8 protein-coding genes, 1 tRNA gene and 3 rRNA genes are annotated in these 16,857 nt (G+C 47.7%); 11 read left to right on the top strand and 1 reads right to left on the bottom strand.

What is annotated here, in order from left to right:
- The first annotated feature begins 173 nt into the window (after positions 1-173).
- From NSQ50_RS28370 to NSQ50_RS28340, 7 genes are all read left to right on the top strand, one after another.
- Complete coding sequence (locus NSQ50_RS28370) at positions 174-893, top strand: heptaprenylglyceryl phosphate synthase (protein WP_143760435.1); 720 nt, start codon at positions 174-176, stop codon at positions 891-893.
- A 61-nt stretch (positions 894-954) separates the two neighbouring features.
- A complete protein-coding gene (gene pcrA / locus NSQ50_RS28365; RefSeq protein ID WP_036678664.1) occupies positions 955-3,294 on the top strand; it encodes a DNA helicase PcrA in 2,340 nt (779 codons plus the stop codon).
- Positions 3,295-3,370: 76 nt separating this feature from the next.
- Positions 3,371-5,383, top strand: coding sequence for an NAD-dependent DNA ligase LigA (ligA, locus tag NSQ50_RS28360; RefSeq protein WP_076222321.1), 2,013 nt, complete (start codon positions 3,371-3,373; stop codon positions 5,381-5,383).
- A gap of 181 nt (positions 5,384-5,564) precedes the next feature.
- A complete protein-coding gene (locus tag NSQ50_RS28355; protein WP_036678667.1) occupies positions 5,565-6,272 on the top strand; it encodes a response regulator transcription factor in 708 nt (235 codons plus the stop codon).
- A 19-nt stretch (positions 6,273-6,291) separates the two neighbouring features.
- Positions 6,292-7,404, top strand: coding sequence for a sensor histidine kinase (locus tag NSQ50_RS28350; RefSeq protein WP_076099628.1), 1,113 nt, complete (start codon positions 6,292-6,294; stop codon positions 7,402-7,404).
- Positions 7,405-7,466: 62 nt separating this feature from the next.
- Complete coding sequence (locus NSQ50_RS28345; RefSeq protein ID WP_076099627.1) at positions 7,467-8,051, top strand: HAMP domain-containing protein; 585 nt, start codon at positions 7,467-7,469, stop codon at positions 8,049-8,051.
- Positions 8,048-9,907 carry a transglycosylase domain-containing protein gene (locus NSQ50_RS28340; RefSeq protein WP_076222320.1) on the top strand — a complete coding sequence of 620 codons (1,860 nt, stop codon included), beginning with the start codon at positions 8,048-8,050 and terminating at the stop codon, positions 9,905-9,907. Before NSQ50_RS28345 ends, NSQ50_RS28340 begins: the two co-directional genes overlap by 4 nt.
- A gap of 4 nt (positions 9,908-9,911) precedes the next feature.
- Here the strand turns inward: NSQ50_RS28340 and NSQ50_RS28335 are convergent, their stop codons facing one another.
- Positions 9,912-11,168: an MFS transporter gene (locus NSQ50_RS28335; protein WP_076222319.1), complete on the bottom strand. Its 1,257-nt coding sequence runs from the start codon at positions 11,166-11,168 to the stop codon at positions 9,912-9,914.
- A gap of 404 nt (positions 11,169-11,572) precedes the next feature.
- Between NSQ50_RS28335 and NSQ50_RS28330 the strand changes: the two genes are divergently transcribed.
- The 4 genes from NSQ50_RS28330 (at position 11,573) to rrf (ending at position 16,621) form a co-directional block, all read left to right on the top strand.
- A 16S ribosomal RNA gene (locus NSQ50_RS28330) occupies positions 11,573-13,130 on the top strand.
- Between the two features lie 101 nt (positions 13,131-13,231).
- Positions 13,232-13,307: transfer RNA gene (locus tag NSQ50_RS28325), tRNA-Ala, on the top strand.
- A 142-nt stretch (positions 13,308-13,449) separates the two neighbouring features.
- Positions 13,450-16,376, top strand: a 23S ribosomal RNA gene (locus NSQ50_RS28320).
- 128 nt (positions 16,377-16,504) lie between these two features.
- A 5S ribosomal RNA gene (gene rrf, locus NSQ50_RS28315) occupies positions 16,505-16,621 on the top strand.
- Together the 16S, 23S and 5S rRNA genes with 1 tRNA gene alongside form the textbook arrangement of a ribosomal RNA operon.
- Positions 16,622-16,857 lie beyond the last annotated feature (236 nt).

Raw genomic sequence — 16,857 nt, 5'->3', positions numbered from 1 at the left:
CAGATGCGTATTCAGGTACTTTGCAGGGACCCCAAATTTATATACGAAAAAATGTTCGTATTTTTGTTCGCTTTAAATTGACACACCTCCTGTGCTGGCATAGACTAGATCTATATCTTTTGCGGCGGCAGGAGTGTTTTGTCTTGCCCAAATGACAATTAAGGATGATTCTCATGAAATCAGTACAGCAAATGATCAAACCTTGGCGGCATGTGTTTAAGTTGGACCCGGATCGTATGATTTCTGATGAGGATTTGGAGGCCGTTTGCTTGTCCGGCACGGATGCCCTATTGATAGGGGGCTCTACAGGAGTAACCTATGAGAATACAGTAGATCTCTTATCAAGAGTAAGACGTTTTGAGCTGCCCTGTGCACTCGAGGTATCCGAACTTGAAGCTGCTGTACCCGGATTTGATCTTTATATGATTCCTATGGTGCTAAATACACCCGATCCAGCTTGGATTGTAGGTCATCATCGTCGAGCTATAGAGCGTTATGGATTTATGATCCCATGGGATCAGCTGCTAACGGAAGGTTACGTCGTTTTGAACAGTGATTCTTCAGTTGCGCGGATTACAGGGGCCGAGACAACCATTAATGCTGAAGAGGCGGCTGCGTATGCCCAGGTTGCGGACAAGCTGATGTCTCTGCCAATAGTATATCTTGAATATAGCGGTAGATTTGGGGAGATGGAGACAGTACGTATAGTGCGTGAGATGGTGGAGCAAGCCCAACTATTTTATGGAGGCGGCATTACTTGTGAGGCGGAGGCCGAGCAGGCAGCAGCTCTATGTGATACAGTAGTTGTCGGCAATATTATTTATCGGGATGTAGAGCAGGCAATTCGTACGGTATTAGCTGTTAAAAAGACGGTGCAAGAGCAGTTCGAGTAGCGGCTAGCTTATGGACTACTTATGATTTGTAATTTCATTTTTGGAAAGGAGCATGTTACACATGCAACTTATTAACATACAAGACGCGGTCAGCCGATTGAATCCTCCACAAAGGCAGGCTGTCGAGACTACTGAAGGCCCCCTTTTGATTATGGCTGGTGCGGGCAGTGGGAAGACGAGAGTGCTGACTCACAGAATTGCCTGGCTGATTGCCAATCGAAAGGCGCCGCCTTGGGCGATTTTGGCGATTACATTTACGAATAAAGCTGCGAGGGAAATGCAGGAACGTGTATCTAAGCTCGTTGGACCTGAGGGAAGAGATATTTGGGTATCTACCTTTCACTCCATGTGTGTTCGGATCTTGCGGAAGGATATTGAGCGGATTGGATTTACCTCCAACTTCTCGATTCTGGACTCTACAGATCAGTTATCAGTCATTCGTAATTGCATGAAGGAACTGAATATTGATACGAAAAAATTCGAACCGAAAGCTGTACAAGCCATAATTAGCGCATCTAAGAATGAACTGATTACTCCGGCGCAGTATGAGCAAAAAGTTGGTGATTATTTCGAAGGTTTAGTTGCTAAGGTTTATAAAATGTATCAAAGACGTTTGAGAAGCAATAACTCGCTTGATTTTGATGATTTGATTATGAAGACTATCGAATTATTTAAGGAAGTTCCCGAGGTTCTGGATTTTTACCAAAAGAAGTTCAAATACATCCATGTGGATGAGTATCAGGATACGAACAGAGCACAATACATGTTGTGCCGCATGCTGGCAGACAGCCACCACCGCATTTGTGTGGTAGGGGATAGTGACCAGTCGATCTATCGCTGGCGTGGTGCGGATATTACGAATATTCTTAATTTTGAAGAGGATTATCCGGAAGCGAAGACGATTCTGCTAGAACAGAATTACCGTTCAACCGCTAATATCCTGAATGCAGCCAATGGGGTAATCGCGCTTAATAGTGGCCGTAAACCGAAAAAGCTGTGGACCGATTCCGAGGAAGGCGCCAAGATTAAGGTGTACCGGGCGGATTCCGAGCATGACGAAGGATATTTTGTAACCGGAGAAATCAGCAAAAATGTGAAACAAGGTCAAGCCTACCAGAATCACGCGATTTTGTATCGGACGAATGCTCAGTCACGGGTAATAGAGGAAATTCTGATCAAATCAGATATTCCATATCAAATCGTTGGCGGGATCAAGTTCTATGATCGTAAAGAAATCAAGGATCTGCTGGCGTATCTACGTTTATTGTCTAACCCTGATGATGATATCAGCCTGACGCGTATTATTAATGTTCCTAAGCGTGGATTAGGAGATACAACGGTTGGTAAGCTGGCAGCTGCGGCTGGTGAACGTGGTGTTTCTATTTTCCGTGTTCTGCAAACGGTCGATGATTTGGGCTTTGCTGGACGGACGCGGAATATGCTAGTAGAGTTCTACGATATGATTGAAGCTCTGCATCGTATGGTGGAGTTCTTGTCTGTAACCGAATTGACGGAAAAAATACTGGAGATGTCGCAGTACCGTTTGGAGCTGCAAAATGAAAATACACTCGAATCACGTTCGCGGCTAGAGAATATCGATGAGTTCTTATCGGTGACGATGGAGTTTGAAAAGAACAATGAAGACAAGTCGCTGGTCTCCTTCCTCACGGATCTTGCACTTATCGCAGATATCGATAGTGTGAACGATGATGAAGAGGATCGTAGTGATGCGGTTGTGTTAATGACGATGCACAGCGCCAAAGGTCTGGAGTTCCCCACGGTATTTATCGTCGGAATGGAAGAAGGCGTGTTCCCACACAGCCGTGCCTTTCAGGACAACGACGAGCTGGAAGAGGAACGCCGGCTTGCGTATGTAGGGATCACCCGCGCGGAGAAACAACTGTTTCTCTCTTGTGCGCGGATGCGCACGCTCTTTGGGCGGACGACGGCGAACCAACCGTCCCGCTTCTTGGAGGAGATTCCGGAGGAACTGAAGGAAGATACCGTTAAGACTCAAGACCGCTTCCAGCGCGGAGGCGCGGAGGTAGGCGGTGCTTACGGCGGACGCGGCTTCGGCAGCGGTGGCCGTGGGAACTTTGGCGGCCGAGGCGGAGCCGCCGGAGCTACGCCGGCAGGCGGCGGAAGCACGGCGTCAGCGGCGGCAAGCAAAAGCAGCGTGACCGTGACCTCCGGAGGCGCACAGCGTGCTACCGGAGCAGGGGCTGCAGCAGCTGGCGATTACAAAGCGGGTGACAAGGTCTCCCACGGCAAATGGGGTACCGGCACCGTTGTATCTGTTAAAGGCAGCGGGAATGACACGGAGCTGCAGATTGCTTTTCCGGCACCAGTGGGTGTCAAACGTCTGCTTGCGGGGTTTGCGCCGATTACCAAAGTGGAATAATAGCAGACAACGATTAACGAACGATATTTAGACCACGCTAACTTTAGGAAACTTATTGACGGAGGGATGTACCTGCATGGATGCTATGCATGTGATGGAAGAGCTTGTTGCGGAATTAAATAATTATAATTACCACTACTACACGCTGGATGCACCGCTAGTCAGCGATAAGGAATACGATGTTTTATACGATAAGCTTGTAGCACTGGAGGCTGAGAGTGGCTTCGTGCTACCAGATTCGCCTACACAACGTGTAGGTGGAGAGCTGCTTAAGGGCTTCACGCCGCATCGGCATCTGGCACCGCTTTGGAGTCTGGATAAAGCACAGAATATTGAACAGCTGCGCAGCTGGAATACCCGGGTGCTCCGGTTAGTGAATGAATACAATCTTAAAAATCCAGACAACCCTCTTCCTGATCCTTGTTATGCAGTAGAACTGAAGTTCGATGGCTTAACGCTGAATTTAACCTATCGTAATGGTGTTCTCGAACAGGCATCGACGCGTGGCAATGGTGTAGTTGGCGAAGGAATACTTGCACAGGTGAAGACCATCAAATCCGTTCCATTGACGATTCCCTTCAAGGATGGGGTCATTGAGGTTCAGGGTGAAGGGATTATGAATCTGTCTGTGCTGGCTGATTATAATACAAGGGCTGCTGAGCCGCTGAAGAATGCGCGTAATGCAGCAGCAGGTGCACTGCGTAATCTTAATCCTAAGACTACTGCGGACCGCCGTTTGAACGCTTTTTTCTATAATGTAGGCTTTGCAGAAGGTGCGGAGTTCGCTGATCATCAGGAAATGATGGATTTTCTGCGGAATAACAAATTTAAAGTGAACCCATACCTGACCTACTGCAATGATTTTGATGATGTAACTGAGCAGCTTGCTGGAATCGAGGAGAGTCGTTCGAGTCTCGATTACCTCATTGATGGGGCTGTAATTAAGGTCACGGATTTCAGAATCCGTGAGGTGCTAGGATACACTGACAAGTTCCCGCGTTGGGCAGTAGCTTATAAATTTGAAGCCGAAGAAACGACGACCGTGCTGGAGTCCGTTAGCTGGAATGTAGGTCGTACAGGTAAAGTGACTCCGCTGGCTCGGGTTGAGGCTGTAGAGCTTGCTGGAGTTACCGTTCAGAACTGCACCCTGAATAATGTGGGTGATATTGAGCGCAAAAACTTGAAATTTGCCCTAGGTTCGCGGGTCTTTATTCGTCGTTCCAATGATGTTATCCCAGAAATTCTCGGCAAGGTAACAGAGGAGAATGACGGTGGAGAGATTATTTTCCCTGAGGACTGTCCAGCTTGTGGATATCCGTTAGAAATGCGCGGAGCACATCTTTTCTGTAACAATAAACTGAATTGTAGGCCGCAGATTATCAGTCGGATCACCCACTTTGCTTCGCGTGATGCGATGGATATCGAGACGTTCAGTGAGAAGACGGCGGGTCAGCTCTATGATGAGCTTAATGTACATGACTCTGCGGATCTGTATGAACTGAACTTTGAGCAGCTTGTACAGCTGAACCGTTTTGGTGAGAAAAAAGCACAGAATTTGCTGCAAGCTTTAGAAGATAGCAAAGGTAGAGATCTTGCTTCATTTCTCTTTGCGTTAGGGATCCCTAACACAGGTAAAGCAACGACGAAGATGTTGGCTGATCATTTCCGCGATCTGGATGCTGTGATGCAAGCCAAAGCCGAGGAGCTCGCTGAGTTACCAGACATTGGTGGGATTGTCGCCGAGAGCATTGTCAGCTTCTTCGCAGACCCAGTTGTAGTAGCTAATGTTTCCCGCTTGCGGACGTTGGGTGTGGAAGCAAAGGCTCCTGAGGCGCCACGTCCTGTTAGTACCGATTCCTTCTTTAGTGGCAAAACGGTCGTATTGACCGGTTCCTTGCAAAAGCTTACCCGAGATGAAGCAGCTGAACGTCTGGAAGCACTCGGAGCAAAGGTGTCGGGAAGTGTGTCCAAGAAGACGGATTTAGTTATCGCTGGTGAAAAAGCTGGCAGTAAGCTGGCCAAAGCCCAGCAGTTAGGCATTCAAGTCATTGAGGATGAAGATGAGCTAATTCGCTTGTTGGATATGTAAGTAACAAACTATATTCGATTCCAAAAGGTTCCCGGTTCCATTTCGTTTAAGTACGAGAGGAGCAGGGGCCTTTTTTGCGTGGATTACAACTAAACGTTTCTTTTTTAGAAAAAAATTCGGTTGATCTGCTAATATATAGGCTATAGATATTTATTACTATATTTGAAAGGAAACCCTTCCTGTGAAGAGAGAAACGATATTGTTAGTAGACGATGAGAAGGAAATTGTAGAACTGTTAACGATTTATCTCTGTAATGAAGGCTATAGACTGCTTAAGGCTTACGATGGAATGGAAGCGCTGGAATGTCTGCAGAAAGAGGAAGTTGATCTAATTATTCTTGATGTCATGATGCCTAAAATGGACGGGCTAGCTGCATGTATGAAGATCCGTGAAGAGCGGAAAATGCCAATTATCATACTATCAGCCAAAAATACAGATATGGACAAAATCTCCGGCCTGAGCCTCGGGGCAGATGACTACGTGGGCAAGCCGTTTAATCCTTTGGAGATTGTGGCACGAGTAAAATCACAGCTGCGCCGTTATCACGGATTTAATAAGGATAGTAATACGTTGGGAAACGACAGCAAACTAAGCTTTGAGGATCTGACTATAGATACGTCTAAGCATGAGGTGTATGTAGACCAGCAGAAGATTAAACTGACTCCGCGGGAATTCTCTATTCTAGAGCTTTTAGCGAGACACCAAGGTCAAGTGCTTAGCTTGGAGCAAATTTACAATAAGGTATGGAATGAACCCTTTTTAGATGGCGGTAACACAGTGATGGTACATATTCGTAATCTCCGAGACAAAATCGAAATCGATTCGAAACGCCCACGTTATATACAAACCGTCTGGGGAGTTGGCTATAAATTAGACGGACCTTCCTGAAAGGATTAGGTGAGGCTTCTTGAATTCTAAATATATAACGACGATTCGCTGGAAGTTTATGTTTGCTTTTTTGCTGAGTGTGCTTTCGGGCGCTTTGCTGCTCATGGCAGGGTACCAACTCGTCAACTTTATGATCTATCTAAATCCGGCTTCAGAGTCGGCTCCCTATTCACGCATACTGCGCTGGATTATTAATCATATTGGCTCTATGCCACTAATGACAGCAGCGGGTATTATCAGCTTTTTATTATTCTTTTTTATCTACACTCGTAAAGTTGTGCTGTATCTGGAAGAGATCACAAAAGGGATTCGAGAAATTACAAGCTCCGGGATGTCCCATAGAATTGAAGTCAGAACCACGGATGAGCTGGGTGTGCTGGCTGAGAATATTAATGAAATGGCTGAGCGTTTGCAGCACTCCATAGAGGAGGAACGTAAAGCTGTAAATGCGAAAAATGACTTGATCACAGGTGTTTCCCATGATTTACGCACCCCGCTCACCTCTGTCTTGGGCTTTTTGGAATACATCGAACAAGATCGATGTCAGGAAGAAGCGGAAATCCGGTATTACGTGGACATAGCCTACAACAAATCCCTGGTGCTGCGTAAACTGATCGATGATCTTTTTGAATACACACGTGTAAATAGTGGAGAGTACCCTTTGGTTATGCAGAGATTGGATTTGAAGGCCTTCATACGGCAGCTGGCGGAGGAGTCAGTTCCTGAACTAACAAAGGCGGATATGATCTATGAGATCGAGGACGTTGCTGATGAGTTATGGATAGAGGCTTCGCCTAAAGAATTAGTACGTGCTTATGAAAATCTGATTACTAACGCGATCCGTTACGGCAGAAGCGGCGGGAAATTGGAGATAGGTTTCAGTAAAAAGGAAAATGATGCTGTGGTCCGTATTAGCAACTTCGGAGAGAGGATTGCGGAAAGTGATATCCCTTTTATTTTTGAACGATTCTATCGGGCAGAAAAGTCGCGTTCACAGCATACAGGCGGCTCAGGGCTTGGACTTGCGATTGCCAAAAGTATCATCGAACGCCACAATGGCGTTATTTATGTAGAAAGTACATCTCTTCGCACGGATTTTATTACCCGTTTCCCATTCTTCATAGAATCTTAAGAAAACTCTGGCGGGTTCTTAAGATTTGGAAGTTATCCTTGTGGCACAAGGAGGGAACTACCATGCCAAAACTTCGGACGGTTCGTATCAGCTATTTATATATTTTTATGGGTTGTGCTCTTTTGAGTGCTGCCTTTCTTTTTGTTGTCCAGCGGGCTGTCGCTTTGCTGTATTCTCATTATTCGGGTCAACCAGGAGCCTTTTTTGTCCGGCTTATTCATTGGGTTATTAATCATATGGGTCAAACCCCTAGTGCCATCCTTCTATTTATTCTAGTCTTCGGTGGGCTGTATGTTCTTCGTTCACAGAAAATGGCTGATGATTTGCGCTCGCTAGTGGTGGGAACCACGGAGCTGGCAGATAAAGGAGTCGCCCAGAACATCAAGGTTCTCTCTGGAGGAGAAATAGGTGAAATTGCTGCTAACCTCAATCGAATGCAAAGAATAGAAGTTCCTGATAGAGGTGCAAGCTCAAATCGGATAGAGGACACACCAGCAGTAGCTTTATTAATAAGGACTAGGGCGATACTTCGCACTCTCCGTGAGGTTGAAGAGGATGGGGCGGAAGTACATACACTTCTTGCAGCAGCGAATGATGAAGTACGCAGTATGGAGCGGTTCCTGGAGAACCTGATTATCGAATCATGAGCAGATGGAATGCACGCACCCGGATATTGCGAGTAGGGTACCTATTATTTGATGTGAGTGTTATTAGTACGGTATTGGCGCTTTTGATTTTGTTTTATGTATACCAGTATGGGGGGATTGTACTTAACCGGCATGAGGATAGGCTGCAATTGCCAGAATCAAGCCTCATCACAGCTTCAGATGGAACAGTTATACGAATGACTCCGCTACCGAGCTCGGGTTATAGGCTTACAGCAGAGCTTGAGGAGATGCCGGCTTTATTAATAGATACCTTTTTAACAGTAGAAGACCGCCGTTTTTATAGCCATCAAGGGGTCGATTATAAAGGGATATCACGCGCGTTCTTAAAAAATATCTTGGACATGAGTTTATCAGAAGGTGGCAGTAGTATTACTCAACAGCTTGCTCGCAATCTTTATTTGAACAGAGATAAGAATATGCTGCGCAAGTTAAATGAAACCTCTATTGCTTTTGCCTTGGAGCAGCGACTGACGAAACGTGAGATTTTGCAGCTGTACCTCAATCAGATTTATATGGGGCGGGGACAATATGGAGTAAAAGCAGCAGCAAAGCGTTACTTCGGCGTGTCTGATCTGAAAAAATTGGAGATCTGGCAAATAGCCACTCTGGCGGGAATCCCTAAAGGCCCCTCTATTTATAACCCAGTAGACAATAGTGCATTATCCAAAACGAGAAGAAATCTAGTGCTAAAGATGATGTTCAATCAGCGACTAATCACGTATGAGCAAATGCAGGAAGCTATGAATAAACAATATCAGTCTCCAGCTGCGGTCGAAAATGGGGTTGCCGGAGTGTATTATGTGGATGCAGCCCTTAAGGAAGCGGCTCAGATCACAGGGGAATCCGTAGAGGAGCTTCGTACAGGCGGCTACACCATAGTTACAGGTTTGAACATCAAAGCACAGCAGGCACTTGAGCAGGCCGTTCTCAAAGAGGCTTCATTTCCACCTGACGGAAAAGATCAGCAGGTAGAAGCAGCTATGACCATAATGGATCATCGTACAGGAGAAGTAGTGGCATTGATTGGTGGGCGAGATCAAAACGAGGGCAATTTGAACAGAGCTATTATTGATGCACGTCAGCCGGGTTCCAGCTTTAAGCCGATCATTGATTATGGACCTGCACTCGAGAGCGGGAAATTCAACCCGAATAGTATGCTGTCCGACCGTAAAGTTGCTTATGGCAGCTATAAGCCTGAGAACTTGAACGGTATATACCAAGGTCAGGTTACAATGAATACAGCTTTGAAAAAGTCCATCAATGCACCAGCTGTTTGGCTATTGAAGCAGGTTGGAATCTCTTCTGCGCGGCAATTTGCCGCCAAATTAGGAATTGTACTGACGGAGGAGGACAATCATTTATCTATAGCTTTGGGGGGGCTTCATAATGGGGTTTCTCCACTAAAAATGGCCCAGGCCTACAGTGTCTTTGCTAGTGGAGGCAAATTTAATGCGGCTCATATGGTGCGCTCCATAACGGATTCAAAAGGGAAGGTCTTGTATACTCATCCCTCTGAATCACGTCAGGTAATCTCGCCGCGTACCGCAGAAGCGATGACGGCTATGTTACGCAATGTTGTTAATGAAGGAACAGGGAAAAAAGCGCAGATGAACAGACCAGTAGCGGGAAAGACCGGTACGACCCAATTGGACTTGGCTGGCGTGAGCAAGAAAGCCAATCGGGATCTTTGGTTTGTAGGCTATACTTCGGAGTGGACAGCTGCGGTATGGATGGGTTTTGATCGTACGAATCAGGATAATTATATGACTGAAGGCAGCGGGAAGGCTGCCGCTCTATTTTCTACAGTAATGAGTAAAGCCTTAAGTGATCATTGAGAAGTTATTGCGCCGCCCATTCTTCTAATTTCTCATCTCTAGGAAGCAGCAAGGCAAGAAACCCAAGCAGCGGGAGGAAGCCGCAAGCGATGAACACTTTAGCAATCCCGATATTATCAATGAGGTTGCCGAGGACTAATGAGCCGATCCCGCCGAGTCCAAAAGCAAGTCCCGTGATCAGACCTGAAACTGTGCCAATGTTGCCCGGATATAGCATTTGAGCATAAATGACGGTAACCGAGAAGCTGGACAGAAGTATGAAACCGCCAATCAGCAGCAATACAGCCGCCCATAATGGACCTACAAAGGGTAGAGCAAGCGCAAAGGGGACGGTTCCGACCATTGACAGTAAGATGAGATTACGCCGTCCAAAACGGTCAGCCAGCGGACCCCCAAAAAATGTACCCACTGCGCCAGCAGCCAAATACATAAAAATATAGATTTGGGCTTTATCCAGTGTCATTTGATATTTGTCCATTAGATAGAAGGCGTAGTAGCTACCGATAGAAGCGCCATACCAAGACCTAACAAAGACTAGGAATACAAGAATAATCGTTGCTGTTCGTATGCTTTTTCGGCGGGTGGGGTCGATTGCTCGTGCTGTTGATTTTTTATGAAAGGTATAACCGGCATCTAGCATTTCTCTATACCAGCGAGCTACATAGGTCTGAACAGCGATTCCGGCAGCCGCGACGATCGTGAAGCCTAGGGCACCAATCTGGCCAAAGGGGATGAATACCCATTTCGTAAGCATTGGACCAAGGGACTGTCCAGCATTGCCGCCCACTTGAAAAATAGATTGCGACAATCCCTTTCGCTGACCTGCGGCCATATGAGCAACACGCATACCCTCTGGGTGGAAGGTGGCTGAACCGAATCCGATCAGGATAACCGAGAATAAGACCAGAAAATAGCTATTGGCATAAGCCAATAGAAGTACACCTAAAAATGTGCTGCACATACCTAGTGGTAATAATATAGGACGGGGTTTACGGTCTGCAGCATATCCAATGACGGGTTGGATTACTGATGACGTCATATTTAAAGCGAATGAGATCCATCCAATCTGGGCGAAAGAGAGCAGTAGATTATCTTTGAGAATAGGGAAGATTGCTGGAATGACTGCCTGTATAGAATCATTAAATAAATGAACAAAACTGACAGCTAACAAAATTTTATAAATCGTTGCCTGCTGCAGATTACGCTGCTCCTTGTCCTTGCTGTCTACCGTGGACGCAGCGTCTGTAGGTTTGGTCTTCATTTTGACTCCTCTCTGTACTGTTAGTTAGAAGGTAAGATTGGCGAATACGATAAATTCTATTTAGCCACAAATAATGGATGAATGGTATCAATTTGTGTTGTATCGAAGTTATTTATACGAATGATTTTTTTATTTCAAAAAAAGCTTGCAAACTCAATGACAGCATGGTATATTATCTCTTGTGCTTACGACGCATCGCACATACGAAACACAAGCGATGAAAAAATAAGTTGACAAGATAGAAACAAACATGATACACTCTAATTCCTGTGCAAGAGACATTGAATGTCGAAATGCTGGGAGCAAGTTCTTTGAAAACTGAACAAATGGAACACGTTAATTTTTAAAGAGATTCATTTAATGAATCGTCAGTTTCAAAATGAGCATATCGCTCTTTTCAATACTAATTGGAGAGTTTGATCCTGGCTCAGGACGAACGCTGGCGGCGTGCCTAATACATGCAAGTCGAGCGGAGTTACTTTGAAAGCTTGCTTTCAAAGTAACTTAGCGGCGGACGGGTGAGTAACACGTAGGCAACCTGCCCTTCAGACTGGGATAACTACCGGAAACGGTAGCTAATACCGGATAATTTCTTTTTTCTCCTGAGAGAAGAATGAAAGACGGAGCAATCTGTCACTGAGGGATGGGCCTGCGGCGCATTAGCTAGTTGGTGGGGTAACGGCCCACCAAGGCGACGATGCGTAGCCGACCTGAGAGGGTGAACGGCCACACTGGGACTGAGACACGGCCCAGACTCCTACGGGAGGCAGCAGTAGGGAATCTTCCGCAATGGGCGAAAGCCTGACGGAGCAACGCCGCGTGAGTGATGAAGGTTTTCGGATCGTAAAGCTCTGTTGCCAGGGAAGAACGTCCGGTAGAGTAACTGCTACCGGAGTGACGGTACCTGAGAAGAAAGCCCCGGCTAACTACGTGCCAGCAGCCGCGGTAATACGTAGGGGGCAAGCGTTGTCCGGAATTATTGGGCGTAAAGCGCGCGCAGGCGGCTATTTAAGTCTGGTGTTTAAACCTTGGGCTCAACCTGAGGTCGCACTGGAAACTGGGTGGCTTGAGTACAGAAGAGGAAAGTGGAATTCCACGTGTAGCGGTGAAATGCGTAGATATGTGGAGGAACACCAGTGGCGAAGGCGACTTTCTGGGCTGTAACTGACGCTGAGGCGCGAAAGCGTGGGGAGCAAACAGGATTAGATACCCTGGTAGTCCACGCCGTAAACGATGAGTGCTAGGTGTTAGGGGTTTCGATACCCTTGGTGCCGAAGTTAACACAGTAAGCACTCCGCCTGGGGAGTACGGTCGCAAGACTGAAACTCAAAGGAATTGACGGGGACCCGCACAAGCAGTGGAGTATGTGGTTTAATTCGAAGCAACGCGAAGAACCTTACCAGGTCTTGACATCCCTCTGAATCTGCTAGAGATAGCAGCGGCCTTCGGGACAGAGGAGACAGGTGGTGCATGGTTGTCGTCAGCTCGTGTCGTGAGATGTTGGGTTAAGTCCCGCAACGAGCGCAACCCTTAACTTTAGTTGCCAGCAGGTAATGCTGGGCACTCTAGAGTGACTGCCGGTGACAAACCGGAGGAAGGTGGGGATGACGTCAAATCATCATGCCCCTTATGACCTGGGCTACACACGTACTACAATGGCCGGTACAACGGGAAGCGAAGCCGCGAGGTGGAGCCAATCCCATCAAAGCCGGTCTCAGTTCGGATTGCAGGCTGCAACTCGCCTGCATGAAGTCGGAATTGCTAGTAATCGCGGATCAGCATGCCGCGGTGAATACGTTCCCGGGTCTTGTACACACCGCCCGTCACACCACGAGAGTTTACAACACCCGAAGTCGGTGGGGTAACCCGCAAGGGAGCCAGCCGCCGAAGGTGGGGTAGATGATTGGGGTGAAGTCGTAACAAGGTAGCCGTATCGGAAGGTGCGGCTGGATCACCTCCTTTCTATGGAGAATCGTTCTCTGCAATGAGGACATTCAAATCGGAAGCTAAGCTTCCAAAACTAATTAACGTGTATCCATTTGTTCGGTTTTGATGGAATTTGCGGGGCCATAGCTCAGCTGGGAGAGCGCCTGCCTTGCAAGCAGGAGGTCAGCGGTTCGATCCCGCTTGGCTCCACCAACAAACTTCATCTATTTGTTATGTCTATACACTTGATCCTTGAAAACTGGATACCGAAACGAATTTGCGTTTTAGAACATCTTTTAGCAACTTGTGCAAACAAGTAAATGTTATTAGTGAGATTTTTCTTCGGAAGAATCAAGGTTAAGCTAATAAGAGCACACGGAGGATGCCTAGGCGCCAGGAGCCGACGAAGGACGTGGCGAACAACGAAACTGCCTCGGGGAGCTGTAAGCAAGCTTTGATCCGGGGGTGTCCGAATGGGGAAACCCAGCTGTGGTAATTCGCAGTTACTCATTTCTGAATACATAGGAAATGTAGAGGCAGACCAGGGGAACTGAAACATCTAAGTACCCTGAGGAAGAGAAAACAATAGTGATTCCGTCAGTAGCGGCGAGCGAACGCGGAACAGCCTAAACCAAGGGGCTTGCCTCTTGGGGTTGTGGGACGTCTCACATGGAGTTACAAAGGAATATGGTAGGTGAAGAGGTCTGGAAAGGCCCGCGATAGAGGTAAAAGCCCTGTAACCTAAACTGTATTCTCTCCGAGACGGATCCCGAGTAGTGCGGGGCACGTGAAACCCCGTATGAATCCAGCAGGACCATCTGCTAAGGCTAAATACTACCTGGCGACCGATAGTGAAACAGTACCGTGAGGGAAAGGTGAAAAGCACCCCGGAAGGGGAGTGAAATAGAACCTGAAACCGTGTGCTTACAAAAAGTCAGAGCCCTATTAATGGGTGATGGCGTGCCTTTTGTAGAATGAACCGGCGAGTTACGTTTAACATGCAAGGTTAAGCCGAGAAGGTGGAGCCGCAGCGAAAGCGAGTCTGAATAGGGCGATTGAGTATGTGGACGTAGACCCGAAACCGTGTGATCTACCCCTGTCCAGGGTGAAGGTGCGGTAACACGCACTGGAGGCCCGAACCCACGTACGTTGAAAAGTGCGGGGATGAGGTGGGGGTAGCGGAGAAATTCCAATCGAACTCGGAGATAGCTGGTTCTCCCCGAAATAGCTTTAGGGCTAGCCTCGGTATAAGAGTAGTGGAGGTAGAGCACTGATTGGGTGCGGGGTCCGCAAGGATTACCAAGCTCAGTCAAACTCCGAATGCCATATACTTATTGCCGGGAGTCAGACAGTGAGTGCTAAGATCCATTGTCAAAAGGGAAACAGCCCAGACCATCAGCTAAGGTCCCCAAGTGTGTGTTAAGTGGGAAAGGATGTGGAGTTGCACAGACAACCAGGATGTTGGCTTAGAAGCAGCCACCATTGAAAGAGTGCGTAATAGCTCACTGGTCGAGTGACTCTGCGCCGAAAATGTAACGGGGCTAAACACACCACCGAAGCTATGGCTAGATACGTATGTATCTGGGGTAGGGGAGCGTTGTGTAGGGGTTGAAGGTGTACTGAAAAGAGCGCTGGACACTACACAAGTGAGAATGCCGGTATGAGTAACGAAAAGATCAGTGAGAATCTGATCCGCCGAAAGCCCAAGGTTTCCTGAGGAAGGCTCGTCCGCTCAGGGTAAGTCGGGACCTAAGGCGAGGCCGAAAGGCGTAGTCGAAGGACAACAGTTTGAAATTACTGTACCACCGTAATCCGCTATGAGCGATGGGGTGACGCAGGAGGGTAGTGACGCGGACTGATGGATGTCCGTCTAAGCAGTGAGGCTGATGTGTAGGCAAATCCGCACATCGATAAGGCTGGGCTGTGATGGGGAGCGAAAATTGTAGTAGCGAAGGTCATGATCTCACACTGCCAAGAAAAGCCTCTAGCCAGGAGAAGGTGCCCGTACCGCAAACCGACACAGGTAGGCGAGAAGAGAATTCTAAGGCGCGCGGAAGAACTCTCGTTAAGGAACTCGGCAAAATGACCCCGTAACTTCGGGAGAAGGGGTGCCCCGGTAGTGTGAATAGCACGAGGGGGCCGCAGTGAAAAGGCCCAAGCGACTGTTTAGCAAAAACACAGGTCTGTGCGAAGCCGCAAGGCGAAGTATACGGGCTGACGCCTGCCCGGTGCTGGAAGGTTAAGGGGAGTGGTTAGGGGTAACCCGAAGCTATGAACCGAAGCCCCAGTAAACGGCGGCCGTAACTATAACGGTCCTAAGGTAGCGAAATTCCTTGTCAGGTAAATTCTGACCCGCACGAATGGCGTAACGACTTGGGCGCTGTCTCAACGAGAGATCCGGTGAAATTTTAATACCTGTGAAGATGCAGGTTACCCGCGACAAGACGGAAAGACCCCATGGAGCTTTACTGCAGCTTGATATTGAATTTGGGTACGATCTGTACAGGATAGGTGGGAGCCGTAGAAATCGGAGCGCAAGCTTCGGTGGAGGCGCCGTTGGGATACCACCCTGATCGTATCTAGGTTCTAACCTAGTACCCTAATCGGGTACGGGGACCGTGTCAGGCGGGCAGTTTGACTGGGGCGGTCGCCTCCTAAAGAGTAACGGAGGCGTTCCAAGGTTCCCTCAGAATGGTTGGAAATCATTCGCAGAGTGCAAAGGCATAAGGGAGCTTGACTGCGAGACCTACAAGTCGAGCAGGGACGAAAGTCGGACTTAGTGATCCGGTGGTACCGCATGGAAGGGCCATCGCTCAACGGATAAAAGCTACCCTGGGGATAACAGGCTTATCTCCCCCAAGAGTCCACATCGACGGGGAGGTTTGGCACCTCGATGTCGGCTCATCGCATCCTGGGGCTGAAGTAGGTCCCAAGGGTTGGGCTGTTCGCCCATTAAAGCGGTACGCGAGCTGGGTTCAGAACGTCGTGAGACAGTTCGGTCCCTATCTGTCGTGGGCGCAGGAAATTTGAGAGGAGCTGTCCTTAGTACGAGAGGACCGGGATGGACGTACCGCTGGTGCACCAGTTGTTCCGCCAGGAGCATGGCTGGGTAGCTACGTACGGACGGGATAAGCGCTGAAAGCATCTAAGCGTGAAGCCCCCCTCAAGATGAGATTTCCCAATTAGTAAGACCCCTTGAAGACGACGAGGTAGATAGGTTGGAGGTGGAAGTGCAGCAATGCATGGAGCTGACCAATACTAATCGGTCGAGGGCTTATCCTATACTTAGAATGCAGATTCGTTTCGGATTCAGTTTTCAGGCATCAAGCCTGAAATACGCTTAGAAATTCATTGTCACTTCTGGTGATGAACCGAATTTCACGCGGCAGCGTCTGTTTCACAGACGCATGTTTGGTGGCGATAGCGGAGGGGTTCCACGCGTACCCATCCCGAACACGACCGTTAAGCCCTCCAGCGCCGATGGTACTTGGACCGAAGGGTCCTGGGAGAGTAGGACGTTGCCAAGCACAAATAGACCACTGTTGATAACTCGACAGTGGCTTTTTTGCGTCTATTATAGATTGTGGAAAACTTGTGGATAATTCATTGGAATTTGCAGAAAACTTACGCACATGTGGATAGATGATTAAAAGGCAAAAAATCACCGAATGGTGTGGATTAAGTACATATTTATGTAGATCTGTCAACAGAAAACCTAAGTAATACACGGGTTGCTGTGGATATAGTCAGATTTATGTGGATA

It is taken from the genome of Paenibacillus sp. FSL R10-2788 (assembly GCF_038003885.1).
GTDB classification, from domain to species: Bacteria; Bacillota; Bacilli; order Paenibacillales; family Paenibacillaceae; genus Paenibacillus_AQ; species Paenibacillus_AQ odorifer.
Note: the sequence above shows the minus strand (reverse complement) of the source record. Positions and strands in the feature narration are given on the sequence as shown.